Source organism: Streptomyces sp. NPDC055025 (assembly GCF_053608565.1).
This window is the reverse complement of sequence record NZ_JBSGVS010000013.1, coordinates 1-25672: the sequence shown is the minus strand read 5'-3', so window position 1 is coordinate 25672 and position 25672 is coordinate 1. Positions and strand designations below refer to the sequence as shown.

General features: G+C 69.9%; 19 protein-coding genes and 2 tRNA genes. 12 read left to right on the top strand and 9 right to left on the bottom strand.

The features are described from left to right. Window positions 1–188 precede the first annotated feature (188 nt). Window positions 189–2861: an aminopeptidase N gene (gene pepN / locus ACWGDX_RS10685; protein ID WP_453624225.1), complete on the bottom strand. Its 2673-nt coding sequence runs from the start codon at window positions 2859–2861 to the stop codon at window positions 189–191. A gap of 166 nt (window positions 2862–3027) precedes the next feature. On the opposite strand from pepN, the gene ACWGDX_RS10680 reads away from it, so the two are divergent. Continuing rightward, on the top strand, window positions 3028–3651 hold the full coding sequence (locus tag ACWGDX_RS10680; RefSeq protein ID WP_382853048.1) for a mycothiol-dependent nitroreductase Rv2466c family protein: 624 nt from the start codon (window positions 3028–3030) through the stop codon (window positions 3649–3651). A gap of 201 nt (window positions 3652–3852) precedes the next feature. Here ACWGDX_RS10680 and ACWGDX_RS10675 read toward each other — a convergent pair whose 3' ends face one another. Continuing rightward, window positions 3853–4494, bottom strand: a complete 642-nt coding sequence (locus tag ACWGDX_RS10675) for a superoxide dismutase (RefSeq protein ID WP_365900873.1) — start codon at window positions 4492–4494, stop codon at window positions 3853–3855. Window positions 4495–4789: 295 nt separating this feature from the next. On the opposite strand from ACWGDX_RS10675, the gene ACWGDX_RS10670 reads away from it, so the two are divergent. Then, a complete protein-coding gene (locus ACWGDX_RS10670) occupies window positions 4790–5374 on the top strand; it encodes a biotin transporter BioY (protein WP_365900874.1) in 585 nt (194 codons plus the stop codon). A 105-nt stretch (window positions 5375–5479) separates the two neighbouring features. Here ACWGDX_RS10670 and ACWGDX_RS10665 read toward each other — a convergent pair whose 3' ends face one another. Further along, window positions 5480–7051: an amino acid permease gene (locus tag ACWGDX_RS10665; protein WP_453624222.1), complete on the bottom strand. Its 1572-nt coding sequence runs from the start codon at window positions 7049–7051 to the stop codon at window positions 5480–5482. Window positions 7052–7179: 128 nt separating this feature from the next. Between ACWGDX_RS10665 and ACWGDX_RS10660 the strand changes: the two genes are divergently transcribed. Continuing rightward, a complete protein-coding gene (locus ACWGDX_RS10660) occupies window positions 7180–7668 on the top strand; it encodes a ribose-5-phosphate isomerase (protein ID WP_453624220.1) in 489 nt (162 codons plus the stop codon). Between the two features lie 162 nt (window positions 7669–7830). After that, the gene (locus ACWGDX_RS10655) at window positions 7831–8643 is read left to right on the top strand and encodes an Fpg/Nei family DNA glycosylase (RefSeq protein ID WP_453624218.1); all 813 of its coding nucleotides are present in this window, start codon (window positions 7831–7833) and stop codon (window positions 8641–8643) included. Window positions 8644–8684: 41 nt separating this feature from the next. On the opposite strand, the gene ACWGDX_RS10650 is transcribed toward ACWGDX_RS10655, so the two are convergent. Further along, window positions 8685–9920 (bottom strand): GNAT family N-acetyltransferase, encoded by a 1236-nt coding sequence (locus ACWGDX_RS10650; protein ID WP_453624216.1) that lies wholly within the window; start codon window positions 9918–9920, stop codon window positions 8685–8687. A 104-nt stretch (window positions 9921–10024) separates the two neighbouring features. Here ACWGDX_RS10650 and ACWGDX_RS10645 point away from each other — a divergent pair, with 104 nt between their 5' ends. Further along, complete coding sequence (locus ACWGDX_RS10645; RefSeq protein ID WP_453624214.1) at window positions 10025–11170, top strand: PP2C family protein-serine/threonine phosphatase; 1146 nt, start codon at window positions 10025–10027, stop codon at window positions 11168–11170. Between the two features lie 89 nt (window positions 11171–11259). Here the strand turns inward: ACWGDX_RS10645 and ACWGDX_RS10640 are convergent, their stop codons facing one another. From ACWGDX_RS10640 to ACWGDX_RS10630, 3 genes are all read right to left on the bottom strand, one after another. Then, window positions 11260–12117 (bottom strand): oxidoreductase, encoded by an 858-nt coding sequence (locus ACWGDX_RS10640; RefSeq protein ID WP_453624212.1) that lies wholly within the window; start codon window positions 12115–12117, stop codon window positions 11260–11262. 110 nt (window positions 12118–12227) lie between these two features. Continuing rightward, a complete protein-coding gene (locus ACWGDX_RS10635) occupies window positions 12228–12800 on the bottom strand; it encodes a winged helix-turn-helix domain-containing protein (protein ID WP_405986140.1) in 573 nt (190 codons plus the stop codon). A 105-nt stretch (window positions 12801–12905) separates the two neighbouring features. After that, on the bottom strand, window positions 12906–14084 hold the full coding sequence (locus tag ACWGDX_RS10630; RefSeq protein ID WP_453624209.1) for an MFS transporter: 1179 nt from the start codon (window positions 14082–14084) through the stop codon (window positions 12906–12908). A 1791-nt stretch (window positions 14085–15875) separates the two neighbouring features. Here ACWGDX_RS10630 and pstS point away from each other — a divergent pair. Beyond that, the gene (pstS, locus tag ACWGDX_RS10625) at window positions 15876–18191 is read left to right on the top strand and encodes a phosphate ABC transporter substrate-binding protein PstS (RefSeq protein ID WP_453624207.1); all 2316 of its coding nucleotides are present in this window, start codon (window positions 15876–15878) and stop codon (window positions 18189–18191) included. Window positions 18192–18368: 177 nt separating this feature from the next. Here pstS and ACWGDX_RS10620 read toward each other — a convergent pair whose 3' ends face one another. Then, window positions 18369–19613, bottom strand: a complete 1245-nt coding sequence (locus tag ACWGDX_RS10620) for a cation:proton antiporter (protein WP_453624205.1) — start codon at window positions 19611–19613, stop codon at window positions 18369–18371. Window positions 19614–20071: 458 nt separating this feature from the next. On the opposite strand from ACWGDX_RS10620, the gene ACWGDX_RS10615 reads away from it, so the two are divergent. Continuing rightward, window positions 20072–20266 carry a hypothetical protein gene (locus ACWGDX_RS10615; protein ID WP_363080975.1) on the top strand — a complete coding sequence of 65 codons (195 nt, stop codon included), beginning with the start codon at window positions 20072–20074 and terminating at the stop codon, window positions 20264–20266. Between the two features lie 138 nt (window positions 20267–20404). On the opposite strand, the gene ACWGDX_RS10610 is transcribed toward ACWGDX_RS10615, so the two are convergent. Then, a tRNA-Gly gene (locus tag ACWGDX_RS10610) sits at window positions 20405–20478 on the bottom strand. 207 nt (window positions 20479–20685) lie between these two features. Here ACWGDX_RS10610 and ACWGDX_RS10605 point away from each other — a divergent pair. The 5 genes from ACWGDX_RS10605 to clpX all read left to right on the top strand — a co-directional run bounded on the left by ACWGDX_RS10605 (window position 20686) and on the right by clpX (window position 25638). Then, a tRNA-Pro gene (locus ACWGDX_RS10605) sits at window positions 20686–20762 on the top strand. Window positions 20763–20939: 177 nt separating this feature from the next. Then, window positions 20940–22346, top strand: coding sequence for a trigger factor (tig, locus tag ACWGDX_RS10600; RefSeq protein WP_453624203.1), 1407 nt, complete (start codon window positions 20940–20942; stop codon window positions 22344–22346). Window positions 22347–22808: 462 nt separating this feature from the next. Continuing rightward, the gene (locus ACWGDX_RS10595) at window positions 22809–23414 is read left to right on the top strand and encodes an ATP-dependent Clp protease proteolytic subunit (protein ID WP_453624378.1); all 606 of its coding nucleotides are present in this window, start codon (window positions 22809–22811) and stop codon (window positions 23412–23414) included. Between the two features lie 49 nt (window positions 23415–23463). Next, window positions 23464–24144 carry an ATP-dependent Clp protease proteolytic subunit gene (locus tag ACWGDX_RS10590; protein ID WP_363086095.1) on the top strand — a complete coding sequence of 227 codons (681 nt, stop codon included), beginning with the start codon at window positions 23464–23466 and terminating at the stop codon, window positions 24142–24144. 201 nt (window positions 24145–24345) lie between these two features. Next, on the top strand, window positions 24346–25638 hold the full coding sequence (clpX, locus tag ACWGDX_RS10585; protein WP_066949776.1) for an ATP-dependent Clp protease ATP-binding subunit ClpX: 1293 nt from the start codon (window positions 24346–24348) through the stop codon (window positions 25636–25638). Window positions 25639–25672 lie beyond the last annotated feature (34 nt).

The window sequence follows — 25672 nt, the reverse complement described above, 5'->3', positions numbered from 1 at the left end:
CTCTAACCCCTGTTACGAGTTCGTCGACAAAATTGGACAAGCTCGGCCTAAAGTACGGGCGTTCGACTGCCGATTACGCGAGACTCTTCGTACGAATCACACAGGCAAAGCCGTGAGGCTCTTCGTATGATCGGCCCCGCGCATACGGGTGCGGCCCGCCCCCGACCGGCCCGCCCCAGCTCGACCGGTCAGCCCCGCCCCGGCCACACCGGGACCGAGTCGGGCCCCGTCCACCCGCCGCGCCCCGCCTCCGTGTCGCACGCCTGGCCGCGCAGCGCCCGCGCCAGATCGTCCCCCGCCTCCAGCACCAGCCTGCGCAGCGCCGGCGCCGCGTCCGGGTGCGCGTCGAGCCAGGCCTCCGTGGCGTCCAGGGTCGTACGGTCGCCCTGGAGCCCCGGATACAGCCCCCGCACCACATGCATGGCGATCTGGATCGAACGCTCCGCCCACACCCGCTCGATGACCTCGAAGTACTTCGCCGCGTACGGAGCGATCAGCTCCCGCTGCCCCGGCTGGGCGAAACCGGCGATCACCGCTTCGACGAGCGCGTTCGAGAGCGCGTCCGACTCGACGACCCGCGCCCAGTCCTGCGCCTTGACCGCCGCCGAGGGCCGCGCCGCCAGACACCGCACCTGGTGACGCTTGCCCGACGCCGTGTCGTCCAGGGCCAGTTCCGCGTCGATGACCGACTCGTCCGCCGCCCCGTGCGCGGCCAGCGGCTCCAGGAACGCCCAGCGCAGCTCCTGGTCGACATGGAGACCGTCGATCTTCGCCGTACCGTCCAGCAGCCCGCGCAGCAGCTGGAGATCCTCCTCCGCCGCCGCGACCGTGGCGAAGAACCGCGCCCAGGTGAGCTGGTGCTCACTGCCCGGCCCGGCCGCGCGCAGCTCCCGCAGCGCGTTCCCGGCCAGCAGCCACCGGCCGTGCTCACGCCAATCCGGCGCCGCGTAGTGGCTGAGCGCGGACCGTGCCCAGGCGTGCACCATCTGGAGCACACCGATGTCCGTCTCCCGGCCCGCGTGGGTGAGCACCAGCACGATGAAGTCCCGGGCGGGCATCAGCGCGTCCCGGGTGAGATTCCACGCCGCCGACCAGCACAGGGCGCGGGCGAGCGGGTCGGTGAGATCGCTGAGGCGGGCGCGCAGGGTGTCCAGCGACTCCGCGTCGAAGCGGATCTTGCAGTACGTCAGATCGTCGTCGTTGACCAGGATCAGATCGGGGTGCTCGGCCCCCGCCAGCTCGGTGACGACCGTACGCGGCCCGGCGACATCCGTCTCGGCGCGCGCGTACCGTACGAGTTCGCCCTCCGGCGTGCGCCGGTACAGGCCCACGGCCACCCGGTGCGGACGCAGCTCGGGGTGCGACTCCGGGGCGTCCTGCACCACGGCCAGCTCGACGATTCGCCCGTCGCCGCGATACGTCGCCTGCGGGGTGAGGGAGTTGACCCCGGCCGTCTGGAGCCAGGAGCGGGCCCAGCCCGCCATGTCGCGCCCGGACGTCTCCGCCAGCGCGGAGAGCAGATCGCCCAGCTCCGTGTTCCCGTACTCGTTCCGCTTGAAGTAGCGCCTGGCGCCCTCCAGGAACGCCTCCTGGCCGACGTACGCCACGAGCTGCTTGAGCACCGACGCGCCCTTGGCGTACGTGATGCCGTCGAAGTTCAGCTTGGCGTCCTCCAGGTCCCGGATGTCGGCCGTGACGGGATGGGTGGAGGGCAGCTGGTCGGCGCGGTACGCCCACGCCTTGCGGTTGTTGGCGAAGGTGATCCAGCCGTTGGTGAAACGGGTCGCCCCGACCAGCGAGAACGAGCCCATGAAGTCGGCGAAGGACTCCTTCAGCCAGAGGTCGTCCCACCACCGCATGGTGACCAGATCGCCGAACCACATGTGCGCCATCTCGTGCAGGATCGTGTTCGCCCTGCGCTCGTACGACGCCCGGGTCACATAGCCCCGGAAGATGTACTCCTCGCGGAAGGTCACCAGGCCCGGGTTCTCCATCGCGCCGAGGTTGTACTCGGGCACGAACGCCTGGTCGTACTTCCCGAACGGATACGGGTAGTCGACGTGGTCGTGGAAGAAGTCCAGGCCCTGCTTGGTGATCAGGAAGATGTCGTCCGCGTCGAAGTGCCGGGCGAGCCCCTTGCGGCACATCGCGCCGAGCGGGATCTCCAGCACCGTGCCGTCCTCGAACGTACGGCGGTAGGAGTCGGTCACATAGTGGTAAGGACCGGCGACGACGGCCGTGATGTACGTCGAGATCGGCTTCGTCTCCGCGAAGTGCCACACCCCGTCGGTCAGTGTGCCCTCGCCGTTGCTCCAGACCGTCCAGCCCTCGGGCGCGGTCACCTCGAAGCGGTACGGGGCCTTCAGATCGGGCTGCTCGAAGTTGACGAAGACACGGCGGGCGTCGGCCGGCTCGTACTGCGTGTAGAGATAGACCTCGCCGTCCTCCGGATCGACGAAGCGGTGCAGGCCCTCGCCGGTGCGGCTGTACGCGCATTGCGCGTCCACGGTCAGTACGTTCTCGGCCCGCAGGCCGCGCAGGGCGATCCGCGAGCCGTCGAAGACGGTGGCGGGGTCCAGCTCCGTCCCGTTGAGCGTCACCGCGTTCACGCCCGGCGCGATCAGATCCGCGAAGGTCGAGGCGCCCGGCCGCGCGCAGCGGAACCGGATCGTCGTCACGGAGCGGAAGGTCCGCGGGGAGGCCGGCGCGGCGGGCGCGTCCTGGGCGGCCTCCGGCGCGGGGAGCGCGTCCGGCGTCCCGTCCACCGCGGAGCGCAGGTCGAGGCGGACCTCGTACCCGTCTACGGACAGCAGTCCGGCCCGCTCACGGGCCTCGTCGCGGGACAGGTTCTCACCGGGCACGGTCACTCCTTCGTGGCTCGCCTCATGGCTGGTCTGGCTTGTCGGAATCGCAGCGATCCTCCCATGTGCCCACGAGGGACGGCATCGGGGAATGCTCCCGACCGTCCTGGACGTTGGTCCAATGAGGTGTGTCCGAGGTGTGTTCACCGCCCTTACGAGGAGAGTCATGTCCGACAAGACCCCCGTTGACTTCTGGTTCGACCCGCTGTGCCCCTGGGCCTGGATGACCTCGCGCTGGGTCCTCGAAGTCGAGAAGGTCCGCGACATCGAGGTGCGCTGGCATGTGATGAGCCTGGCTGTCCTCAACGAGGACAAGGACATTCCCGAGGAGTACCGCGAGGGCCTCGCCAAGGCCTGGGCCCCCGTCCGTGTGGTGATCGCCGCCCAGCAGAAGCACGGCGACGAGGTCATCGGCAAGCTCTACACGGCGCTCGGCACCCGCATCCACAACCGGGGCGAGGGCGCGACCCGCGAGGCGATCGCCGGTGCGCTGGACGAGGTCGGCCTGCCCGCGGATCTGATCGACTACGCCGACACCGACACGTACGACACGGAGCTGCGCGCCTCCCACAAGGAGGGCATCGACAAGGTCGGCCAGGAGGTGGGCACCCCCGTCATCGCCGTCCCCGGCGAGAACGGCGAGCAGGTCGCCTTCTTCGGCCCGGTCGTCACCCCGGCCCCCAAGGGCGAGGCGGCCGCGAAGCTCTGGGACGGCACGCTGCTGGTGGCGTCGATCCCCGGGTTCTACGAGATCAAGAGGACGCGGACCCAGGGCCCGATTTTCGACTGAGTTCGCTTTCGACTTTCGACTGAGTCCGATTTCGGCCGAGTCCGCGCGGAAGCGCGTCTCCGCGTGACACAGAAGGACCCCCGCGAGTCATGTCCTCGCGGGGGTCCTTCCTCTTTCCGCCCGCGCGTGAAGGGTGAGAAGACGATCACGAGCAGGACGCGTACGGCCCCGGCTGGGGGGGGAGGCTCGGGGCTCAGGGCGTCAGGGCGCGAGCAGCAGGTTGTTCGCGCGTTCCCTGGCCGCGGTGTAACGCTTCGCCACGTCCTGCCAGTTGACGACCCGCCACATCGCCTCGACGAAGTCCACCTTCTGGTTCTTGTACTGGAGGTAGAAGGCGTGCTCCCAGGCGTCGAAGACCAGGATCGGCACCGACCCCTGGCCCACATTGCCCTGGTGGTCGTAGATCTGCTCGACGATCAGCCGTCCGCCGACCGGCTCGTACGCGAGCACCCCCCACCCGGAGCCCTGGGTCGTCGCCGCGGCCTTGGTGAGCTGGGACTTGAAGCCGGCGAACGAGCCGAAGGACGCGGCCAGCGCGTCCGCCAGCTCACCGAGCCCGTCCTCGGCGAGCGGCTCACCGCCGCCGTCACCGGTCATGTTGTGCCAGTAGATCGAGTGCAGGATGTGGCCGGAGAGATGGAACGCGAGGCTCTTCTCCAGCCCGTTGATCGCACCCCAGGACTCCTTGTCGCGCGCTTCCGCGAGCTGCTCCAGGGTGTCGTTGGCGCCCTTGACGTAGGCGGCGTGGTGCTTGTCGTGGTGCAGCTCGACGATCTGCGGATTGATGACCGGTTCGAGCGCCGCGTAGTCGTACGGGAGTTCAGGAAGCGTGTACGTGGCCATGTGTCCGAGCCCTCCGACCTCTTATTGCAAGTCTTATGCAAGTGCACGCTAGCAGCAATACGGCACGTCCGTCGTTTTCGTCGCCGCCGCCGTCTTCCTCTGTCGTCCCCTCTGTCGTCCCCTTCGTCGTCCCGTCCGGCTCCCTGCGAGACATGGCACCATGTGCCACCTCCCACAAGCCTCTGACCTTCGCTTTGTGGACAGTCGACGGTGAAACGGCATGAACCTGCGGGTTACCGTCGGGCTGTCCCTGCGCTTCCTGTGTTTTCTGCGCCCCCTCGACCGCGGAGTCCCCATGACCACTGCCGCCGCAGCCCCCCGTACCGGAGCGGTCCTCGCCGATCTGCTCCCCGCCACCCGCGTCCGGGACATCGCCCTGGTCCTCGGCGGCGCCGTACTCACCGGTCTCGCGGCGCAGATCTCCGTACCGGTCCCCGGCTCCCCGGTCCCCGTCACCGGCCAGACCTTCGCCGCGCTGCTCGTGGGCACCTCCCTCGGCGCCCGGCGGGGCTTCCTCTCCCTCGCCGTCTACGCGCTGCTCGGATCGGCCGGGATGCCGTGGTTCTCGGCGGGCTCCTCCGGCCCCGGCGGCGCCTCCTTCGGCTATGTCCTGGGCATGCTGCTCGCCGCCACGGCGGTGGGTGCGCTGGCCCGCCGTGGCGGCGACCGTTCCGTACTCCGTACGGCGGGGACGATGGTGGCGGGCTCCGTGATCATCTACGCGGTCGGCGTCCCCTACCTGGCCGTCTACGCCGGGATGTCACCGGGTGCCGCGATCTCGGCGGGCCTGGTGCCCTTCCTGCTCGGTGACGCGCTCAAGGCCGCGCTGGCGATGGGCGCGCTGCCGGCGGCCTGGAAGCTCATCGGCCGTCGCGGCTGACCTGATCGCCGGGACCGGTCCGGCCGCCGGGGCCGATGTCACCGCCCCGGCCACCCGGCCACCGGGACTGGCGCGGCAGGCGCCGGCCGCGCCGCTCCCGCCGGCTCAGTCGGCCGTATCGGCCGCGTCGGCTGCCTCGCCCTTCGGGACACCCGCCGGTGTCCGCCGCCCGCGTGCGTTCCGTACCAGCGCGATGCCCACCACGACCGCCGCCACCAGCAGCGAGAGCAGCACCTGCTCCCGCGCGGTGTCGTCGGTGAGCATATAGACGAGCACGAACACGATCATCGCGATCGTCGCCCAGGTCAGATACGGGAAGAGCCACATCCGTACGACCAGTTTCCCGGGCGACTCGCGCAGGATGATCCCGCGCATCCTGAGCTGGGTGCAGCAGATGACCAGCCAGACGAACAGCGCCACCGCTCCGGACGAGTTGAGCAGGAACGCGAAGACCGTGTCCGGCCACCGGTAGTTGAAGAAGACGGCCACGAAGCCGAAGAGGACGGACGACAGGATCGCGGCGCGCGGCACGCCCCGCGCGTTCGTCCGCGCGAAGGACCTGGGCGCGTCGCCGCGCCGGCCGAGCGAGAACGCCATCCGGGACGCCGTGTAGAGACCGGAGTTGAGACAGGACAGCACGGCCGTCAGCACGATGACGTTCATCACCTGTCCGGCGTGCGGGATGCCGATCGAGTTCAGGGCCGCGACGTACGAGCCGTCCTTGACGATCGAGGGATCATTCCAGGGGAGCAGGGTCAGGACGACGAAGACCGAGCCGAGATAGAAGACGGCGATCCGCCAGATCACACTGTTGGTGGCCTTGGAGACGGCCCGCTGCGGATCGGCGGACTCACCGGCGGCGAGCGTGACGATCTCGCTGCCCATGAACGAGAAGACCACCATCAGCACACCGGTCAGGATCGCGCCGGGCCCCTCGGGCAGAAAGCCGCCGGTGTCACCGAGATGGGCGAAACCGGCGCCCGGGTTGTCGGAGCCGGGCAGCAGCCCGAACACGGCCAGCAGACCGACCACGACGAACGCCGCGATCGCCACCACCTTGATCCCGGCGAACCAGAACTCGAACTCCCCGTACGACGCGACGGAGACGAGGTTCGTGGCCGTCAGCACGACCATCACGATCAGCGCCCAGGCCCACTGCGGCACGGCCGGTACCCAGCCCTCCAGGATCCGCGCGCCCGCGGTGGCCTCGACCGCCAGCACCACGACCCAGAAGAACCAGTACAGCCAGCCGATCGAGAAACCCGCCCAGCGGCCGAGCGCGCGGTCCGCGTACGCCGAGAAGGAGCCGGACGTCGGCCGCGCCGCGGCCATCTCGCCGAGCATTCGCATCACGAGGACGACCATCAGGCCGACCAGCGCGTACGACAGCAGGATGGCGGGTCCGGCGGCGGCGATACCGGCACCGGAGCCCACGAAGAGCCCGGCGCCGATCACCCCGCCGATCGCGATCATGGAGAGATGGCGGTTCTTGAGTCCGGCCTGAAGGCCGTCCCCGCCCTCCCCGCCCTCTCCGGGTTCTCCGGGTTCTCCGGGTCCTCCTGCTTCTCCGGGGTCTCCGACTTCTCCGTTGTTGGCGTTGCCGGATGTGGGGGAGTGTGAGTTCCCAGGTTCACCGGGGTCTCCGCCTGCCTTTATGGGGGATGGCAGCGAGGTCATTCATCAATCCTTAAGGAAAGCCGCAGTTCCGGATCTTTCTCCGGATCTTCTGTCCGGGGACGCGGCACCGGTGCCGGGCCGCGACCCCGCTGACCGCTACCCGGCGTCGCGCGTGCCACACTCGGAGCATGCGCGTGTATCTCGGTTCCGACCATGCCGGCTTCGAACTCAAGAACCATCTCGTCGAGTGGCTCACCGCACACGGCCACGAGCCCGTCGACTGCGGTCCGCACATCTATGACGCCGAGGACGACTACCCGCCGTTCTGCCTGCGCGCCGCGGAGCGCACCGCCGCGGACCCGGACAGCCTCGGCATCGTCATCGGCGGTTCGGGCAACGGCGAGCAGATCGCCGCGAACAAGGTCAGGGGAGTACGGGCCGTGCTCGCCTGGAGCGAGCAGACGGCGGCGCTCGGCCGCGAGCACAACAACGCGAACGTGATCTCCGTCGGCGGGCGTATGCACACCCGCGACGAGGCGGTCTCGTTCATCGAGGTGTTCCTCAAGACGCCGTACTCGGGCGCGGAGCGGCACTCGCGCCGGATCGACATGCTCACGGAGTACGAGGCGACCCGCGAACTGCCGCCCATTCCGGCCCACCACCCGCAGCAGGACTGACCGACCGCGTGCCGCCGGGCGGATTCCGGCGGCACAGCCATGCCGTGGCTCGGTAGAGCCACGCAGTGGCCCCGTAGAGCCACGCGTGGACCCGCGCGGGGCGGGGTCCGCCCGGCCCCGCCGATCCCGTACCCGCCCGACCTGTACCGATCAGGAGAAACCGTGCCCGAGGGGCATACGATCCACCGTCTCGCCGAGGACCATCTCGACCGTTTCGGGGGCGCCGCGGTACGGGTCACCAGTCCGCAGGGCAAGTTCTCCGACAGCGCGGCCCTGCTCGACGGCGGGGTCTTCGAGGACGTGGACGCCCACGGCAAACACCTCTTCCTCGGCTTCGGCGAGGACGTCGGCTGGGTCCATATCCATCTCGGGCTCTTCGGCAAGGTCGCCTTCGGTGACGCGCCCGCCCCGCCGTCCACCGACACCGTCCGGCTCCGGATCGCCTCCGCCACGGCGTACATGGATCTGCGCGGTCCCACCACCTGCGCTCTGATCACCGCCCCGGAGAAGCGCGCGATACACGACCGCCTCGGCCCGGACCCGCTGCGCCCCGCCGACGACGGCGAGAAGGCCTGGGCCCGGATCTCCCGCTCGCGTACGACCGTCGCCGCCCTGCTCATGGATCAGAAGGTGATCGCCGGCGTCGGCAACGTCTATCGCGCGGAGGTCCTCTTCCGGCACGGCATCGACCCGTACCGCGCGGGCAGGGACGTCACCCGCCGCGAGTGGGACGCGATCTGGGCGGATCTGGTGGCCCTGATGCGCGAGGGCGTACGCGACAACCGCATCGACACCGTCCGCCCCGAACACACCCCCGAGGCGATGAACCGCCCCCCGCGCGTGGACGACCACGGCGGCGAGGTCTACGTCTACCGCCGCGCCCGGCTCCCCTGCCACCTCTGCGCCACCGAGATCCGCACGGCCCCCCTCGCCGCCCGCAATCTCTTCTGGTGCCCCACCTGCCAGCGGCGCTGAACAGACGGGCCCGGGAGGCACTCGGAAGCCGCCGGAGGCGCTCAGAAGCCGTGGGAGAGCCAGGGGGCCAGGTCCGAGGTGAAGGCCGTGGAGGCTTCCGCGAGGGCCCCGGGGCGGGCCTCGCGGACCCGGGCGGCGCGGGACAGGGACGCCAGGGAGACCCCGCCCAGATAGGCCGCGCCCAGTTCGGTGGATGTCAGGACCAGATCGGCTTCGTCGGCGGTGCGTTCGCAGGACGCGCCCTTGGTGTCGCCCGTCAGCCGCCAACGGCCCTCGTTCCAGGGGCAGAAGGCGTCCTCCACCTCCAGCACGACATCGACGGGCGTCCGGTATGTACGGGCCTCCAGCGCCGCCCCCACCTCCACCAGCCGTACGTACAGCGCGTCCCGCACCGCCAGACCGCAGCGGCGTACATCGGAGACGAGATGCTGGAACGGGTCGTCCACCGGGCGGTTGCGGACGCGGAGCGTCGACGTCAGATCGATCTCGGAGACGAAGCGCCAGAGCGAGGCGTACGCCAACGGGTCCGACGCGTACAGATCCTGGAGTTCAATCGTCCCCTTGGGTCCTGACTTATCCCATTCGGGGCGGTTTCGAAACAGTGTGAATCCCACCACCTCGCCGTCCCGTTCGGCCAGTACGCACTGGAGCGCCGACATCCCGTCCATCGCCTTCTCGCCGTCGATCACCGGCACCCGTTCCCAGCCGGGCCGGCGGGCCAGCATCCCCGGGCGCGTGGCGACCTCCGCCGCGTACACGGCCTCGCACGCCTCCTGTACGGCCGGATCGTGCGGCTCCGCCCGGCGAAGGCGTATCCCGTCGGCGCCCTCGGGCACCGAGATCCGCACCCGCGACGTGTCGATCTCGGCCCGCAGCTCCTGTGTGGCGGCGCCGTATCCGTACCGTCCGTAGATTGCCGGCTCGGACGCCGTCAACACGGCGAGTGATTCTCCCCACGTCCTCACATCGTCGAGCTGGCGCCGCATCATCGACGTGAGCGTCCCGCGCCTGCGGTGGGTCGCCGCGACGCTCACCATCGTGACCCCCGCCGCGGCCACCAGCGGGCCGCCGGGGACCGCCACTCGGAAACTGAACGCCCCTGCCGTACCTACGCATTGATCCCCGTCCCAGACGCCGAGCGACCGCTCGTGCTCGGTCAGCGACTCCATCAGCGCGCGCTTCTCCGGCGTCTCCAGGACACCACCGAAGGCGACCTCCAGCGTCCCGTACCAGTGGTCCCATTCGGCCGGGGTCAGCACCCGGAGATCAGTAGCCATATGCCATCAGTACCAGGGCGATGTCGACGAAGCGACCCGATTTCGAACGCAATGTCACGGGGTCCCCCTGCACGGTTGCCGACCGGATCGGTAGGGTCCACACGATGGCCGGTATCGCGCGAGCGGAGTCGTATTCGGCCCGGTTGCGCAGGAAGCTGCACCGGGTCCGCAACGGCGTGCGCAAATCCGGCGTCGACTACTTCCGCGGGGACGGCTCCGACTGGATCGCCCTCGCCGGTCTGCTGCTCACGATCCCGGCCATCGCGCTCACCACGATCGCCGTGCCGGTCTGGTGCTCGCCCTCCGCGCTGGTCCTGCCGATCGTGGCGGGCGGGCTGATCCTGCGGCCCTCCAGTCTGCTCAGCCTGTACGCCGCGGCCGCCGCGGCGCTGATCGTCGAGTCGATGGTCCTCGGCCCGTATCCGGACGGCCCGGCACGCGTCACCCCGGGCACGGTCCTGGTGGTGGCCGCCTGTGGCCTCTTCGGGCTCCTGATCGCCCAGTTCAGGGCGCGCGTCGGGGTGCCCTGGCGACGCGGCGGAACGATGCTCTTCGACCTGCGCGAACGCATCCGGGTGCAGAGCGCTTTGCCGCCTCTGCCCAAGGGGTGGCACCGTGAGATGGCGCTGCGCCCGGCGGGCGGCCAGTCGTTCTCCGGCGACTTCGTCGTGGCGGCCCGTACGAACGGCGGGCGCACCCTCGAAGTCGTCCTCACCGATGTCTCGGGCAAGGGCATGGACGCGGGCTCCCGCGCCCTGCTGCTCTCCGGCGCCTTCGGCGGACTGCTCGGCTCCCTCCCGCCGCACGGCTTCCTCCCGGCCGCCAACGGCTATCTGCTCCGCCAGGACTGGGACGAGGGCTTCGCCACCTCCATCCATCTCGTCCTCGACCTGGACTCGGGCGACTACGAACTTCTCTCCGCGGGCCACCTCCCCGCGCTCCAACTCCACGCGGGTAGCGGCCGCTGGGAGGAGAAGTCGGGCGAGGGCCCGCTGCTCGGGGTGTACGACGGGGCACAGTTCGATTCGGCCAAGGGATCGCTGCGGCCGGGCGATGTGCTGATGCTCTTCACGGACGGCCTGGTCGAGGCCCCGGGCCGCGATCTCGGCGAGGGCATCGACCGCCTGACGGGCGAGGCGGACCGGTATGTGGCACCGGGCTTCCAGGGCGCGGCGTGGCACCTCATCGAGGCGGTGGCGAAGGACGTGAACGACGACAGGGCGCTGCTGCTGATCTGCCGGGAGGGGTAGGGGGTAGGGAGGGCTGGGAAGAGGGCGGGCGTTGGGGATTTCCCGGGGCGCCGGGGGTTTCTCAGGGCGTCGGGGGCTTCCGGGAGGCGTTACGAGGTCCCGGTCCCGGTCCCGGTGTCCGCGTGGTCGGTCGCGAGCGCGACGGCGCGCCACTTGTCGAGGTCCTCCCGTACCTGGTCGAGCTTGGCGGAGACCCGCGTCACGGAGTCGGCCCCGAGCTGGAGCCGCATCGGCGGTTCGGCCGCCTCCGACAGATCCACGATCGCCGCCGCGGCCTTGGCCGGATCGCCGGGCTGGGCGTGGTTGTACGCGGCGGGAACCCCGCGGGTCGCGCCCGAGGTCGTCGCGTAGTCCTCGATCGTGTACGGCTCGGTGTGCAGGCTCGAAGGGTCGAGGAAGTCCGTACGGAACCCGCCCGGCTGAACGATGGTGACGCGAACACCGAGAGGCGCCAGTTCGGCCCGCAGCGACTCGGACATGCCCTCCAGGGCGAACTTCGTCGCCGCGTACAGGCCCCACCCCGGGGAGCCGGTGAAACCGCCCACCGAGCTGATGTTGATCACGTGCCCCGAGCGCTGGGCGCGCAGGACGGGCAGTACGGCCCGCTGGGTGGTGAGCACACCGAAGAAGTTGGTGTCGAACACCGCGCGGGCGGCCTCGTCCGACGCCTCCTCGACGGCTCCGATCAGCCCACGTCCCGCGTTGTTGACGAGAACGTCGATCCGCCCGAACCGGGCGAGGGCGGCGTCGACGGCGGCGCGGACGCTCGCCTCGTCGGTGACATCGGCGGCGAGGGGGAGCAGCGCGCCGACAGTGCCGGGGAAGGTCCGGTGGAGGGCGTCGAGGTCGCGTCCGGTGGCGACGACCTGGTGACCGCGCGCCAGCGCCGCCCGCGCGGTCTCGGCGCCGAGGCCCCGCGAGGCACCGGTGATGAACCACACGCTCATGTTCGTTTCTTCTTTCTGTCTGTCTGTTGGCGATTTGCCTGTTGACGATTTCTGTCGGTCGACGACCGGCCTGTCTGTTGGTGACCGGCCTCTTTGCTGACGGCCGGAGTTCAGGGTCGGCCGGGCACGGCGCGTGTGAAGGTGAAGACAGTGCCGCGCTCCTGGCCGTCGTCCGGTAGCTCGCGCTCGGCCCATCGGTCGACCACCGCGCCGATCTCGGCGGCGAACTGGGCGAGTTCGGCGTCGGTGACCCGCAGCCATGCCTCGTTCGAGAACGGTCCGAGCGGCCACCGCGCCTGCTCGGACTGCGGCCGGTCCGCCCAGCGCCGTACATGCCCGGTCTGCCGCTCCAGATTGAGCGAGTCGACGGCGTGGGCGACGGCCTCACCGGCGGCGTCCTCGGCGAAGTCGGCTGAGGACCAGCACAGCTTGGGCGTCGTACGCCGCCACCACCGCTCCCGCCGGTCCCGAGCCAGCTCGGGCGCCTCCTCGATCAGTCCGGCCTCGGCGAGCGCCCGCAGATGGTGACTGACATTCCCGACCGCCTCCTCCGTCTGCTGCGCCAGCACACTCGCGGTGGCGGGTCCGTCGAGCTTGAGCAGATCGAGCAGCCGCCGGCGCACGGGATGGGCCATGGCGGCGAGTACGCGGGAGTCGGTGATGGAACGGTCGTCGTCAGACATGCCGGCGAGACTATATCCACAAGAGATATTGCACAATGTTTCTTGTGCAATGACGGCGCGTCCTCCCCAGGGCCGTCGGTGGCCGAGCTGTCAGCGGCGGAGCTGTCAGCCGCGGCGGAGTCTGAGGGATAGCAGTGCCATCGCGGCCATCAGCGCCGGCAGAACGAGCATGGCGGCCCGCAGATGCACCGCCTCGGCGATGCCTCCGATGATGGGAGGCCCGGCCAGGAACCCGGCGTACCCGACCGCGGAGACCGCGGCGATCGCCGGACCGGGACGTTCCGGCCGGAGCTGGGCGGCGTGGCTGAAGATCACGGGGATGACGGCCGCCATGCCCAGCCCGAGCAGCGTGTAGCCGGCCAGCCCGCCACCGGTGGTGGGGACGGAGATCGAGACCACCGCGCCGAGGGCGGCGACGAGGGCGCAGCCGAGGGTGAAGCGTACGGTGCCGGTGCGGGCACGGATCCGGTCGGCCGAGAGCCGTCCGACGACCATCCCGGCGGAGAAGAGAGCGAATCCGGCACCTGCCGCGCCGGGCGATGCGCCGGTCACATCGTGGAGATAGACCGCGCCCCAGTCGTTCATGACGCCTTCTCCCATCAGGGCACAGAAGGCGACGAGTCCGGGGATCCACAACCCGGCGCTGGGGAGGGCGAAGAGGGGGGCCGGGTCTTCGGCGTCTGCGGCGTCTTTGGCCCGGCGGTCCGAGTCCTGGCTCAGGCGGTTCGATCGTTGGGCTCGGCCCGGCGGGTCGGGGATCAGGGCGGTCGTCGCCACAGCGGCCGCTACGTACAGGACCAGTGCGGTGATCACGAAGTGCGGGCCCGTACCCACGCCCGCGGAGGCCGCCAGACCGCTGGCCACCGCGCCCACGATCCCGCCGAGGCTGAACACGGCGTGGAATCCGCCCAATATGTTGCGTCCGTAGGCGCGTTCGACCAGCACGCCCTGGGTGTTCATAGCAACATCGATGGCGGTGTTGCCGCAGGCGAACAGTGCCAGGGTCACGGTCAGCATCGGGAGGCTGGGGGCGAACGCCAGGCCGGGCAGAGCCGCCAGATAGACGGTCATACCGGTGAACAGCACCGGCCGACTGCCGTATCTGGCGACCAGACCGCCGACGAGAGGAAGGCCGAGAAACGCTCCGCTGCTCAGACCTACCAGCGCCACGGCGAGCTGCCCCTCGGACAGTCCGAGCCGGTCCTGGATCGCTGGGACCCGCGCGGCCCAGGCGGCGAAGGCCGCTCCGGTGATGAAGAACATCGTGCACACGGCCACGCGCATGGAGCGAAGCCGCGCGGGTGTCCAGGAGGTGGGGGAGGCGGGGGATGGGGAAGTCGAAGGGGCGGAGGATGAGGCGGGGGAGGCGGACGAGGCGGGGGATGGAGGACCGGACCGCTCGGTCCGTGTCCCGGATGCCGCCGCTCGCGTACCGGGTCGCGCCGTCCCCGGGTCTGTCACGTCCGAGGCCCGGCCGTCTGCTGCATCCGGTGCATGCGGTGCGTGCGGTGCATCCGCTGCGTCCGCTGCATCCGGCTTGTTCCCCATGGATCCGTGAGTCCTTCCGTTCGGTTCCGATCGTTCCGGCCTACCTTCGGAAGTCTTCACCGCCGGGAGAGTCCCATGCGCCGGGGGAGTCCCGGTGCCGGTTCGCGTATGGAGGTGCGGGCCGGCGGGGTGTGCGCGGGAGTGGAGTGGGGTGGTGGCGGCACCGGCTCAGCGGCAGACCGTCCGCTGTCTGCTGGGGTTCAGTCCCGTGCTGGGGGTGGGGTTGTTGTCTGCGGGTGAGGGCCGAGGGGTAGTCGGGGTGGGCCGGGTGGTTTCGTGCCACGTGGGGGCCGCCCCTCTGGTTTGAGTTTCGCGGGGCCGTGCCGGGCGTCAAGGGCGCTCCTTCGTCGCGTCGGCAAGCCGATTCCGCTGCGCTCCACCCTTGACCCCCGTCCCGCCCCCGCAAGTGCGGGTGATGGGAGGGGCGGCCCGGGGGAAGGGGTCCCCGGGGGGCTCAGTTAGGGGTGTCTGTTTCTTGCCCGGCCTGTGGGCCGGTGGGCCCTGCGGGGCTGCGCGGCAGTGGAGTGGGGCGGTGGCGGCACCGGCTCGGCGGCTTTCTGTTCTTGCTTGTTGGGGTTCAGTCCCGTGCCTGGGCTGGGTGGTTGGTGGGGTGGGCGTGTCCGTGGCGGGTGCGGGTGGGCCGGTTGGAGGCCTGTTTGTGCTCTGGGACCCGCCTAGAGCAACTGAGGACACATGACCGCCGCATGGGACTCCCCAACATCCTTCCAAATGTGGGCATATAGGGCACCAGTGGGGGTTGGTGAGCGCCTTTTCCCGGGGGCCGGGCGGCGATGGGTCCTGCGATGTCCTTCGGACGTCTCTTGCGTCCTAGTGACGCAGGAAGTGTCCTCACAGGTCCCCGACCGGCAAAAAGGACACACGCATCGGCCCGTTCGGGCCCTTGAGGGGACGCCGGCTCGTCCGCCTCGCGCTTGGGGTGCCACGTGATCACGAATCCCAGAAACGGGACTGAACCCCAGCAAGCAACGGACGGTCTGTCGCTGAGCCGGTGTCGTCACCGCCCCATTCCACTGCCGCGCAGCCCCGCAGGGCCCACCAACCCGAGGCCGGGGAGGAAACCGGGACCCTCAACGGATCTCCCCGGGGACCCCTTCCCCCGGGCCGCCCCTCCCACTGATCCGCACTTGCGATGGAGGGACGGGAGTCAAGGGTGGAGCGCAGCGGAATCGGCTTGCCGACGCGACGAAGGAGCGCCCTTGACGCCCGGCCCGGAATCGCGAAACTCAAACCCAGAGGGGCGGCCCCCGCGTGGCACGGGACCTACCGGCCCACCCCGACTACCCCTCGGTCCTCACCCGCAGCCGACGGGAAATGACGAGATCCTCCAGGCCGGCTGCGCCCACGTTCTCGACCGAGGCGGCACGGACGCCCCGCCGGTACGCGGACGCCCCGCCCGGTATGCCGATGCCCCGCCTGGTGCGCGGGCGCCCCGGCCGGTACGCGGGCGCCTCGCCCGGTACGCTCTCGGGCGCAAGGGAGCGGCGAGTTGGGGGAGTGCGGGCTGTGATGAAGGCTCTGACGGCCGACGATCCGGAACAGGTCGGGCCGTACCGGATCACGGGCCGGCTGGGCGTCGGCGGGATGGGGCGGGTCTATCTCGCGGCCTCCCCCGGCGGGCGGCAGGTGGCCGTGAAGGTCATCCGGCCGGAGCTGGCCGACGAGCCGGGCTTCCGGGAACGGTTCGCCCGCGAGGCGTCCGCCGCGCGGGCCGTCAGCGGGGCCTTCACCGCCGCCGTCGTCGGCGTCGACGCGGACGGCGAGGCGCCCTGGCTGGCCACGCTGTACGTACCCGGCCTCTCGCTCGCCGAGGCGGTCGGGCAGCACGGCACCCTGCCCGAACGGTCGGTGTACGCCCTGGGCGCCGGGCTCGCCGAAGCCTTGCAGGCCATCCACGCCGCCGGGCTGATCCACCGTGACCTCAAGCCCTCGAATGTCCTGCTGGCCCCCGACGGACCCCGCGTCATCGACTTCGGCATCGCCATGGAGGCCGGCGCCGACGCCCTCACCAGTACCGGACTGATCATCGGCACCCCGGGCTTCATGGCGCCCGAACAGTTCACCCGCCGGACCGTCGGACCCGCCGCCGACGTGTTCTGCCTGGGCACGGTACTGGCCTTCGCGGCCACCGGGCACGGCCCCTTCGGGACCGGCTCCGCTCACGCCATGGGCTACCGCGTCGTCCACGAGGAACCGGATCTGGCCGGCCTCCCCGTACGCGTACGGGACATCGTGGCGCGCTGCCTGGCCAAGGACCCCGACGTCCGGCCGACCGTTCCCCAACTCCTCCATGAACTGGCCGCACTTGTCGCGGCGGACCCCCGGACCGGCCCGGACGCGGCGGCGACGGCGGCGGTGACCGCGGACGACCGCGCCCGGACGCTCGCCCTCGCCCTCAGACAGTCCCCCTGGCTCCCGTCCCCCCTCGCCGCCGCCGTCGGCCGCGTCGACCACTCGGTTACGGCCCCGGCCGGCCCCGGGCCCGAGGCCCCGGCCGACCCCAGGATCGTCCCGCCCGAGCCGGAGCCGGAGCCCGCCCCGGCCGGTCCCGAGCCCGTTCCAGCAGCTCCCGGGCCCGTCCGGCCCGCGCCCGCTTCCGCTGCCGTCCCCCACCCGCCCGCCACCCCGGCCCGCCCCCCGTCCTGGGCCCGCAAGCACCGCACCAAGATGCTGATCGGCGGCCTCGCCGTCGCCGCCGTCGCCTCCCTCACCCCGCTCGCCAACGACGCGATCTCCGGCCGGAACGACACCGACGAGCCCACCTTCAAGAACCCGGGCGCCCAGACCTCCGGTTCCGGCACCCCCGACGTCTCAGGGGCCCTGTCGTTCGCCCCCGTGTGCGACGACAGCGGCGGGAGTCTCGTGGCCTCCGGCTCGTCCGTCCAGCAGAACGCCATGGACATCTGGATCAAGAACTACACCGCGGACTGTCCCGACACCCGGATCACCTACACGCCTTCCGGCTCCGGAGCCGGTGTCTCCGACTTCGTCCGGGGCCTCACCGCCTTCTCGGGCTCCGACACCGCGCTCAAGCCGGCCGAGGTCGAGCAGTCCAGGAACATCTGCCAGGGCGGTGGCAGAGGCATCGATCTGCCCATGCTCGGCAACCCCGTCGCCCTTGTCCACAACCTCCCCGGCGTGGACGACCTCGTCCTCGACGCCCCGGCCGTCGCCAAGATCTACGCGGGGAAGATCACGCGGTGGAACGACGCCGCCATCAGGGAGTTGAACCCGGACGTCGACCTGCCCGCCACCTCCGTCCAGGCGTTCCACCGCTCCTCCGCCTCCGGCGTCAACCAGACACTCAGCAGATACCTGTCCGCCACCGCCGGGCCTGACGACTGGCCCTACACCCCCGGCGTCGACTGGCTCGCCCCCGGCGGCCTGGGGGCGCAGACTTCCTCCGCCGTGGTCGAACAGCTGAAGCAGGTGGACGGTTCGATCGGTTACGTCGAACTGACCTACGCGATCAGTGGCGGCCTGGACACCGTCAGTCTCCGCACCGGCGCCGCCCAGCCCGTCGAACCCACCGTGGACACCGCCTCCCAGGGCATCGCGGCTTCCCGAGAGGTCGGTACGGGCAAGGACCTGGCGATCGACCTCGACTACACGACCAGCGCCGAGGGCGCGTACCCCCTCCTGCTCGTCACGTACGAGATCGTCTGCGACAAGGGCAACCTGCCCGGCACGCTCGGCGCCCTGAAGTCCTTCCTGACCTACACCGCGGGCGAGGAGGGCCAGCAGGCCATCCGCGAAAGGGGATACGCCCCGCTGCCCGCCGAACTCGCCGCCAGGGTCAGGGAGACGGTCAGCACGATCGCCTGACGCGGAGGCCGGGCCCTGGGGGTCTTCGAGTCGCGTACGGCGACGGCGGCGCAGACCGAGCGCGGGCGGGGGCCGCTGCTGGTCGAGGCCATGACCGACCGGTGGGGGGTGACTCCGCGGACGGGCGGCGGGGAGACGGTCCGGTTCGCGCGCGAGGCGAAGGCGCGGGAGCCGGATTCAGCGCACGGCTGATGCCTCCGGGACCTCCGGGACCTCTTCCGAGCGGCCGGATTCCCCCGGCAGTCCACCGCCACGGCCACCGGCGCCGCCACGGCCCCCTGCACCCCGTCCGCCCGGCAGCACGCGGGCCAGCCAGTGCGAACGGCCGGCCGCCAGGGGGCCCAGTACCGCCAGGATCAGCACGTAACCCGCGATGAAGGGGGCGAGCCGCGCGTCGAGGCCCGCCCCGGCGGCCATGGTGGCGAGGATCAGGGCGAACTCGCCGCGCGCCAGCAGGGTGGTGGAGATATTGGCCGCCGGTCCGGCGCCGAATCCGTTGATCCTGGCGGCGGAGATGCCCGCCACGATGTTCATGACCAGCGTCACCGCCACGGCGGCCAGCACCGGCCACAGGACGGTCGGCAGATCGCCCGGGTTGATCGACAGGCCGAAGGCGAAGAAGAAGATCGCGCCGAAGGCGTCGCGCAGGGGGTGGACGAGTCCGCGTATCCGGTCGCCCGAGGTCGTACCGCCGAGCATCAGGCCGACCATGAACGCGCCGATGGCGTCCGCGACCCCGAACCACTCCGACACGCCCGCCACGAAGACCGCGATGCCGAGGAAGGAGATGACGAGCAGTTCGTCGTCCTTGGTGGCGATGAACCGGCCCACCAGCTTTGTGCCGTACCGCGCGGCGGCCGCGAGGGCGAGCAGGAAGCCGAAGGCCTTCGCGCCGTCCATCACCGCGGCCGAGAGGCTGTCGGCGCCCGACAGGATCGGTTGCAGGGCCGCGAGATAGAGCGCCAGGAAGATGTCCTCGACGACGATGATGCCGAGGATGGGCTTGGTCTCGGGGTTGCCGATCCGGCCGAGGTCGACCAGGACCTTGGTGACGATGGCGGACGAGGAGATACCGAGCACTCCGGCGAGGACCAGCGCCTCGCTCGTGCCCCAGCCGAGCGCGAAGCCGAAACCGAGGCCGGCGCCGACGTTCAGGGCCAGATAGGTGCCGCCGGCGAGGGCCATCTTCCGGCCACCCGCCTTGAGGTCGTCCAGATGGAATTCGAGGCCCAGGTAGAAGAGCAGCAGGACCAGGCCCAGGGCGCTGAGCATCTCCAGGTCGTGCGGGTCCGAGACCAGCACGATGCCGGGGGTGTGAGGGCCGAGGAGTATCCCGGCCAGGATGAACAGGGGGATCGTGGGCAGCTCGATCCGGCTGCCGAGGCGGGCGAGCACGGCGGCGGCCAGGAAGGCGCCGCCCATGGCTATGAGGGTCTCCGCGTGTCCGATGGGATCGCTCCTCCGTCTTCAGGTCCGTCTTGGGATCCGTCTTCGGTCGGTCAAGTAAGTGTCAAGAAATCGTCAGTAATTAGTTTACCAAACGATTTACTGAGCAACTTTTGGCTGCCGGTGGACGTCCGGAGGTGGTGGTTTGGCTGGTGATCGCCGGTCGGGTCTCGGCGTGTCGGCCACTGCGGACGGCGGGGTGTTTTGTTCCGGTGGTCCACCGTGAGCTGGGAATCCGGGTGGCGTGAGGGGCGGTACGAGTGCGACGCGCCAGGCGCGCGAATGGCGCGATTCCGATGGCGATGAACCGTCACCCGACGCCATCCATACGGAGGTTGATGGCACCATGGTCGGGCGGGTGTGAGGCGAGGTGTGAGGTGTCGCGCGCTCCCGCGCGGCAGGGCTAGGCGGACCGACCGAGGGTGTGATCAGTTGTGGCCATTTCGCTGTCAGTGGTGCTTCTCTTGGCGATCATCATGGTGGTGCTGATCCGCGGCGGCTCACTCAAGGCCGGCCCGGCGGTCGTGGCGATCCTCTTCGGCTTCTTCCTCGCGTCCACCAATATGGCGCCGTCGGTGAACCGGTTCCTCAACTCGATAGCCGACACGATCAACCAGATCAGCTTCTAGCGCCCCGAACGCCTCGCCCCGAACGCCTCGCGCCTGGCACGCACGTGATCCCGCGTACCCGTATCTGAAGCCCCGTCGTGCCCAAAAACGCCTCCGGCCCGACCGGTGGCGTACGCACACGGTCGGGCCGGAGGCCTATGGAGCGGGCGACGGGAATCGAACCCGCGTAGCTAGTTTGGAAGACTAGGGCTCTACCATTGAGCTACGCCCGCACAGCGTGTGCCGCAAGCCCGTGGGACCCCGGCACGGACAACATCGTAGCGGGTCCGGGCTGTTCGCCGCACACCAGGCGTACGGCAGGCGTACAGCAGTCGCGCACCGGCCGCGGCACTGGGCACGCATCAGGCTCACCTCGGGCTTACGCCGGGCAAAGGGGCCGACGCGGTGCCCGCGGGCATGTACCCTACGTGTCGCACCGACGGGGTGTGGCGCAGCTTGGTAGCGCGTCCGCTTTGGGAGCGGAAGGTCGTCGGTTCGAATCCGGCCACCCCGACCATTCAGACAAGATCGCAGCGCCGAAGCGCATTGTGGGGGCCTTCCCGCTTGCGGTTACTATGCAAGCTGCGTGCCCGTGTGTCTGAAGAGTCTCTGATGAGCCGGGCCGATCCGCTGGGCCGCCGGAGAGCGGCGGACACAGCAGAACCCCAGAATCAGCCACCAAGGAGACCGAACCGTGAAGAGCGCCGTGGAGACCCTGAACCCGACTCGGGTTCGGCTCACTGTCGAGGTGCCCTTCGAGGAGCTCAAGGACAGCCTCGACGCGGCGTACAAGAAGATCAACCAGCAGGTCACGGTGAAGGGCTTCCGCAAGGGCAAGATCCCGGCCCGGATCATCGACCAGCGGTTCGGGCGTGGTGCTGTGCTGGAGGAGGCCGTCAACGACGCCCTCCCGAAGTTCTACACCGACGCGGTCAACGAGGGTGAGCTGAATGTCCTCGGCCAGCCCGACGTCGACATCACCGAGCTGAAGGACGGCGAGCTGCTGGCCTTCACCGCCGAGGTGGACGTCCGCCCGGTCATCGAGATCCCGGACTACTCCGGCATCGAGGTCACCGTCGACTCCGTCGAGGTCACCGAAGAGGACGTGGACAAGGCCGTCGAGGCGCTCCGCGACCGCTTCGCCTCCACCGACCCGGTCGAGCGCGCCGCCGCCGACGGCGATGTCGTGACGGTCGACCTGGAGGCCAAGGTCGACGGCGAGGTGCTGCCCGACGGTGTCGCGAGCGGTGTGCAGTACACCATCGGCTCCGGCGAGCTGCTCGACGGCATCGACGAGGCCGTCATCGGCCTGGAGGCCGGCGGCGAGGCCACCTTCACCTCCGAGCTCAAGGGCGGCGCCGCCGAGGGCAAGGAGGCCGAGGTCACCGTCAAGGTCAGCCAGGTCGCCTCGCGCGAGCTGCCCGAGCTGGACGACGACTTCGCGCAGATGGCGAGCGAGTTCGACACGCTGGAGGAGCTGCGCGCGGACAGCCGCAAGCGGCTGGAGAGCAACCGCCAGTACGACCAGGCCACCCAGGCCCAGGAGCGGGTCCTGGAAGAGCTGCTGAAGCTGGCCGAGGTGCCGATCCCCGAGAAGCTGCTCGCGGACGAGATCAACACCCGTAAGCACAACCTGGAGCACCACCAGCTCGGCCAGATGGGACTCGACCTCGCGAAGTACCTGGAGATCCAGGGCAAGACCGAGGAGGAGTTCGAGACCGAGACCAAGGAGCAGGCGGAGAAGGGCATCCGGACGCAGTTCATCCTCGATGAGCTGGTCAACAAGGAGAAGCTGAACGTCAACCAGGAGGAGCTCACCGAGCACCTCATGCGGCGCGCGCAGTCCTCCGGGATGTCCCCCGACGAGTTCGCCAAGGCGGTCGTCGAGGGTGGCCAGGTGCCGATGCTCGTGGGTGAGGTCGCGCGCGGCAAGGCGCTCGCCGTGGTGGTCGAGGCCGCCAAGGTGACCGACACCAACGGTGTGCTGGTCGACCTGAGCGACGAGGACGAGGACGACGAGGCCGCCGGGACCGAGACCGGGACGGTGGAGGCCGCCGCCGAGGACAAGGGCGAGGACAAGGGCGACAAGACCGAGGCCTGAGCCGTACCGCTCCGAGCCGTACGGCCCGGCCGGTCGGCTGAGACCCGGCCGGGCCGTGCCGCTCCGGCGTCCTGACCGACGCCGGACGGCCGACACGACGGCCGGGCGGAAGGGGCGGAGGGACAGCCGGTCGGTCCCGGCGCTCCCGAGGTCCGGCGGTCCTGATGTCCCTCCGGACACCGCCCCGCGCACCGCTCCGAACGTCAGGAAGGGCCCCGGACGCGCCACGCGACCCCGGGGCCCTTCCCGTCCGTGCCCAGGCCCGTACAGAGCCGTACAGAGCCCCGCGACCTTCAACTACCTTGCGCTCCCAGCGAACAGCCACGGAACCGGGATGGCGCCCGCCGACCAGCGCGTTAGGGTCCATGAATACGAGGGCTGGGGAGTCTCCCGTCCCCGGTACGAAGACGCTGAGACGGCCAAAGCCGTCAGAGACGAGCAGGTGTATACGTGACGAATCTGATGCCTTACGCCGCCGGTGAGCCGTCCCTCGGTGGTGGCCTCGGCGACCAGGTCTACAGCCGGCTGCTCGGAGAGCGGATCATCTTCCTCGGCCAGCAGGTCGACGACGACATCGCGAACAAGATCACGGCGCAGCTCCTCCTCCTCGCGGCCGAGCCCGAGAAGGACATCTTCCTTTACATCAACAGCCCCGGCGGGTCCGTGACGGCCGGTATGGCCGTCTACGACACCATGCAGTACATCCCGAACGACGTGGTGACCATCGGTATGGGTCTCGCCGCCTCGATGGGCCAGTTCCTGCTGACCGGTGGCACGGCGGGCAAGCGCTTCGCGCTGCCGCACACCGACATCCTCATGCACCAGGGCTCCGCGGGCCTCGGTGGCACCGCCTCCGACATCAAGATCCAGGCCGAGCAGCTTCTGCGTACCAAGAGGCGCATGGCCGAGATCACCGCCCACCACACCGGGCAGTCGGAGGAGACGATCATCCGCGACGGTGACCGCGACCGCTGGTTCACCGCCGAGGAGGCCAAGGACTACGGCATCATCGACGAGATCATCTCCGCTGCTTCGGGCGTTCCGGGCGGCGGCGGCACCGGGGCCTGAGCAGCACCGCGCCCCGTACCAGCCGGCCAAGACCACCGAACGCCACAGGATGGTGAACACCCACATGCACATGAACAACTACTCCGCGAGCGGCCTCTACACCGGCCCTCAGGTGGACAACCGTTACGTCGTCCCGCGCTTCGTGGAGCGCACCTCGCAGGGCGTGCGGGAGTACGACCCGTACGCGAAGCTCTTCGAGGAGCGAGTGATCTTCCTCGGTGTGCAGATCGACGACGCCTCCGCCAACGACGTCATGGCGCAGCTCCTCTGCCTGGAGTCGATGGACCCCGACCGGGACATCTCGATCTACATCAACAGCCCCGGTGGCTCGATGACGGCCCTCACGGCCATCTACGACACCATGCAGTTCGTGAAGCCCGACATCCAGACCGTGTGCATGGGCCAGGCCGCCTCGGCCGCCGCCGTCCTGCTCGCCGCCGGTACCGCCGGCAAGCGGCTCGCCCTGCCCAACGCGCGCGTGCTGATCCACCAGCCGTCCAGCCAGACCGGCCGTGAGCAGCTCTCCGACCTGGAGATCGCGGCCAACGAGATCCTGCGGATGCGTGCCCAGCTCGAAGACATGCTGGCCAAGCACTCCACCACGCCGATCGAGAAGGTCCGCGACGACATCGAGCGCGACAAGATCCTCACCGCCGAGGACGCGCTCGCGTACGGCCTGGTCGACCAGATCGTGTCGACCCGCAAGACCACGGCCGCTGCGGCCGCCTGACACACCCGGCGCCCTTGGCGCGGTGCGCGCATGAGTTCTGTCGGATCGTCCCGTCGAGTCCGTACGAGACCGGGACGAGACCCCTCGACCATGTGAACCGCGCCAAGGGGGGCCCGAACGGGGGCCCGAGCAAGGTACCGTCGGATATGAGGCACAGGAGCCGCTGAACCAAGCTGCTCCCAGGCGAAGGGGAAGCACCTCGTGGCACGCATCGGTGATGGCGGCGATCTGCTCAAGTGCTCGTTCTGCGGGAAGAGCCAGAAGCAGGTGAAGAAGCTCATCGCGGGTCCCGGTGTGTACATCTGCGACGAGTGCATCGATCTCTGCAACGAGATCATCGAGGAGGAGCTGGCGGAGACCTCCGAGGTGCGGTGGGAGGAACTGCCCAAGCCTCGTGAGATCTACGAGTTCCTGGAGGGCTATGTCGTCGGCCAGGAGCCGGCGAAGAAGGCCCTCTCGGTGGCGGTGTACAACCACTACAAGCGTGTGCAGGCCGGGGAGACCGGTGGCGCGTCCGGACGTGAGGACGCGATCGAGCTGGCGAAGTCGAACATCCTGCTGCTGGGCCCGACCGGCTCCGGCAAGACGCTCCTCGCCCAGACGCTCGCCCGCATGCTGAACGTACCGTTCGCCATCGCGGACGCGACGGCGCTCACGGAGGCCGGCTATGTCGGCGAGGACGTCGAGAACATTCTGCTGAAGCTGATCCAGGCGGCCGACTACGACGTCAAGAAGGCCGAGACCGGGATCATCTACATCGACGAGATCGACAAGGTCGCCCGCAAGAGCGAGAACCCGTCGATCACCCGTGATGTGTCGGGTGAGGGTGTCCAGCAGGCGCTGCTGAAGATCCTGGAGGGCACGACGGCCTCCGTACCGCCGCAGGGCGGACGCAAGCACCCGCACCAGGAGTTCATCCAGATCGACACGACGAACGTGCTCTTCATCGTGGGCGGCGCCTTCGCCGGTCTGGAGAAGATCATCGAGTCGCGGGCGGGCGCGAAGGGGATCGGCTTCGGGGCGACGATCCGCTCGAAGCGGGAGATCGAGGCGAGCGACCAGTTCCAGGAGGTCATGCCGGAGGACCTGGTGAAGTTCGGGATGATCCCGGAGTTCATCGGCCGTCTGCCCGTGCTGACCTCCGTCCACAACCTGGACCGCGAGGCGCTGCTCCAGATCCTGGTCGAGCCGCGCAACGCGCTGGTGAAGCAGTATCAGCGGCTCTTCGAACTCGACGGTGTGGAACTGGACTTCGACCGCCCGGCCCTGGAGGCGATCGCCGACCAGGCGATCCTGCGCGGCACGGGCGCGCGCGGTCTGCGCGCGATCCTCGAAGAGGTGCTCCAGTCGGTGATGTACGAGGTCCCGTCCCGCAAGGACGTGGCCCGGGTCGTCATCACGGCGGAGGTCGTCCGGGACAATGTGAACCCGACGCTGGTTCCGCGGGAGCCGAGGATCGTGAAGAACGACGGCCGCCACGAGAAGTCGGCGTAGCCGCCCAGCGCGGCGGACGGACACGATACGCGGG

Coding starts and splice junctions, on each gene's coding strand:
- ACWGDX_RS10680 (WP_382853048.1), top strand. CDS start 3,028: ATGTCCGACAAGACCCCCGTTGACTTCTGGTTCGACCCGCTGTGCCCC.
- ACWGDX_RS10675 (WP_365900873.1), bottom strand. CDS start 4,494: ATGGCCACGTACACGCTTCCTGAACTCCCGTACGACTACGCGGCGCTC.
- ACWGDX_RS10670 (WP_365900874.1), top strand. CDS start 4,790: ATGACCACTGCCGCCGCAGCCCCCCGTACCGGAGCGGTCCTCGCCGAT.
- ACWGDX_RS10665 (WP_453624222.1), bottom strand. CDS start 7,051: ATGACCTCGCTGCCATCCCCCATAAAGGCAGGCGGAGACCCCGGTGAA.
- ACWGDX_RS10660 (WP_453624220.1), top strand. CDS start 7,180: ATGCGCGTGTATCTCGGTTCCGACCATGCCGGCTTCGAACTCAAGAAC.
- ACWGDX_RS10650 (WP_453624216.1), bottom strand. CDS start 9,920: ATGGCTACTGATCTCCGGGTGCTGACCCCGGCCGAATGGGACCACTGG.
- ACWGDX_RS10645 (WP_453624214.1), top strand. CDS start 10,025: ATGGCCGGTATCGCGCGAGCGGAGTCGTATTCGGCCCGGTTGCGCAGG.
- ACWGDX_RS10640 (WP_453624212.1), bottom strand. CDS start 12,117: ATGAGCGTGTGGTTCATCACCGGTGCCTCGCGGGGCCTCGGCGCCGAG.
- ACWGDX_RS10635 (WP_405986140.1), bottom strand. CDS start 12,800: ATGTCTGACGACGACCGTTCCATCACCGACTCCCGCGTACTCGCCGCC.
- ACWGDX_RS10630 (WP_453624209.1), bottom strand. CDS start 14,084: ATGCGCGTGGCCGTGTGCACGATGTTCTTCATCACCGGAGCGGCCTTC.
- pstS (WP_453624207.1), top strand. CDS start 15,876: ATGAAGGCTCTGACGGCCGACGATCCGGAACAGGTCGGGCCGTACCGG.
- ACWGDX_RS10620 (WP_453624205.1), bottom strand. CDS start 19,613: ATGGGCGGCGCCTTCCTGGCCGCCGCCGTGCTCGCCCGCCTCGGCAGC.
- ACWGDX_RS10595 (WP_453624378.1), top strand. CDS start 22,809: ATGCCTTACGCCGCCGGTGAGCCGTCCCTCGGTGGTGGCCTCGGCGAC.
- ACWGDX_RS10590 (WP_363086095.1), top strand. CDS start 23,464: ATGGTGAACACCCACATGCACATGAACAACTACTCCGCGAGCGGCCTC.